Genomic DNA, 2,533 nt, shown 5'->3' on the forward strand with positions numbered 1-2,533 from the left:
GCTGGACTGGGTGCTCTACGAGCGGGTGCTGCCGTTCAGCGGCGCCTTCGGCTTCCTGCTCTGCTGGTACCTGCTCTTCCTGGCCGGCTACTACCTGCTCGGCCGGCTCCAGTGGAACCCGATGATGGTGCGGGACCGGCTGGTCGCCGTGGTCGCCTGGAGCTCCGGGCTGCTGGTGGTCGCGCTGACCGCCGACCAGATCGGCTACGTCGCCAGCCGGGGCTGGGAGGCGGCCCAGCACCTCAACTTCTTCACCGAGTCGATGGAGCGCACCGGCCCGCTCGACCCGCTCACCTCCGGCGGCGCGCTCAACGCGATCGTCGGTTCGCTCGAACAGCTGGGCCTGGCCTCCCTGTTCGCCGTTCCGCTGGGCATCGCGGCGGCCGTCTTCATGTCCGAGGTCGGCGGCCGGGCGGCCCGCCCGGTGCGCACCCTGGTCGAGGCGATGACGGCGCTGCCGTCCATCGTGGCCGGCCTGTTCGTCTACGGCATCGTGATCCTCACCTTCGGCTTCGAGAAGAGCGGCTTCGCGGCCTCGCTCGCGCTCACCGTGATGATGATGCCGATCGTCACCCGGGCCGCCGAGGTGGTCATCCGGCTGGTGCCCGGCACCCTGCGGGAGGCCTCCTACGCGCTCGGCGGCAGCCAGTGGCGCACGGTGTGGAACGTGGTGCTGCCGACCGCCCGGCCCGGTCTGGTGACCGCGGTGGTGCTCGGCATGGCGCGCGGCGTCGGCGAGACCTCGCCGGTGCTGCTGACCTCCGGCTTCACCCCGCGGTTCAACGCCAGCCCGTTCGACGCGCAGCAGGTGTCGCTGCCGCTGTACATCTGGAACTACGTCAAGCAGCCGTACGACGGGATGATCGCGCGCGGCTTCGCGGCCGGCCTGACCCTGATGGCCGTGGTGCTGATCCTCTTCGTCACCGCGCGCATGCTCGGCGGCCGCCGTCCCGGGCAGCTGACCCGGGCCCAGAAGCGCCGGATCAACCGGGAGGCCCGCCGCCAGGAGGCGGCCGCCCTCGGGGGCATCGCCCGTCCGTACGCCCTCCACTCGCAGGCGAAGCACTGATGTCCAGACCAACCACCCTCCGTACCAGAGGAGTTCACATGTCCAGGGGCCTCAGTCGCTCCGTGGCCCGGCTGCTGGCGGGGACGATGTCCCTGATGCTCGCGGCGGCCTCCCCGCTGCTGGGGCAGTCCCCGGCGTTCGCGGCCTCCGTCTCGCTGAGCGCGGACGGCTCCAGTTGGGCCGGTCCTGCCATCGACCAGTGGCGGCAGGACGTCTCCCCGCAGGGCATCCAGATCAACTTCAGCCCGGTCGGCTCCGCGGCCGGTCGCACCGCCTGGTCGAACGGGCAGGACGACTTCACGGCCTCGGACGTGCCGTTCCGCTCGGGGCAGGACAGCGGGGTGGGGCAGGGCGGCCAGGCGTCCGGGACCGGAAGCGCGGAGAAGCCCACCTGGGGCTTCTCCTACGTCCCGATCACCGCGGGCGGCACCACCTTCATGTACAACCTGGTGGTCGGCGGCAAGCAGGTCCGCGACCTGCGGCTCTCCCCGCAGACCGTCGTGGACATCTTCACCAACAAGATCACCAACTGGAACGACCCGAAGATCACCAACGACTACGGCAAGCCGCTGCCCAGCCTGCCGATCACCCCGGTGGTCCGCTCCGACGGCTCCGGCGCCACCGCGCAGTTCACCCGCTGGATGGAGCACACCCACAAGGACCAGTGGGACGCCTACTGCAAGTCCGTCAACGGCGTGAGCTGCGGTGACTACACCGAGTTCTTCCCGCCCTCCGGCCGGATGACCGCGCAGAACGGCTCCGACGTGGTGGCCGGCTACATCAAGTCCCCGACCAACGTCGGCACCATCGGCTACGACGAGTACGCCTTCGCCAAGCGCAGCAACTGGCCGGTCGTGAAGGTGCTCAACCAGGCCGGGTACTACTCGCTGCCGACCGCCTCCAACGTCGCCGTCGCGCTCACCGCCGCCAAGATCCGCGGCGTGGACGACGGCACCCCCGCGAACGACCCGAACTACCTGCAGCAGAACCTCGACGGCGTCTACACCATGGACGACCCGCGCGCCTACCCGATCTCCAGCTACAGCTACCTGATCGTGCCGCGCGCCGGAGCCTCGGCACCCCCGCCGCCGCGCTTCAACAACGACAAGGGCTCCGCGCTCAGCCGCTTCCTCTCCTACGTGCTGTGCGAGGGCCAGGGCAAGGCGGACGACCTCGGCTACTCGCCGATCCCGCGCGGCCTGGTCAAGGGCGGTCTGCTGCAGACCAGGAACATCCCCGGCAACGCCAGCCCGGTCGACCCCGACACCCTCGCCAACTGCGCCAACCCGACCTTCAACTCGGCCGGGGAGCTGACCGTCCTCAAGAACGCCCCGATGCCGAGCCCCTGCGACAAGGCGGGCAGCCCGCTGGACTGCACCGTGAAGGACGGCCAGCCCGTCAAGACCGGCTCCGGCTCGGGCGGTTCCGGCGGCGCCCCGTGCGACGGCGATCTCGCGCAGGGCC

2 protein-coding genes are annotated in these 2,533 nt (G+C 70.7%); both read left to right on the plus strand.

The features are described from left to right. The coding region (pstA, locus tag AE652_RS39115; RefSeq protein ID WP_049660280.1) for a phosphate ABC transporter permease PstA at nucleotides 1–1,069 on the plus strand (1,069 nt) is incomplete at its 5' end. A gap of 38 nt (nucleotides 1,070–1,107) precedes the next feature. Continuing rightward, the coding region (locus AE652_RS39120; protein ID WP_049660282.1) for a phosphate ABC transporter substrate-binding protein PstS at nucleotides 1,108–2,533 on the plus strand (1,426 nt) is incomplete at its 3' end.

Source organism: Kitasatospora sp. MY 5-36, assembly GCF_001182915.1.
Taxonomy (GTDB): Bacteria; Actinomycetota; Actinomycetes; order Streptomycetales; family Streptomycetaceae; genus Kitasatospora.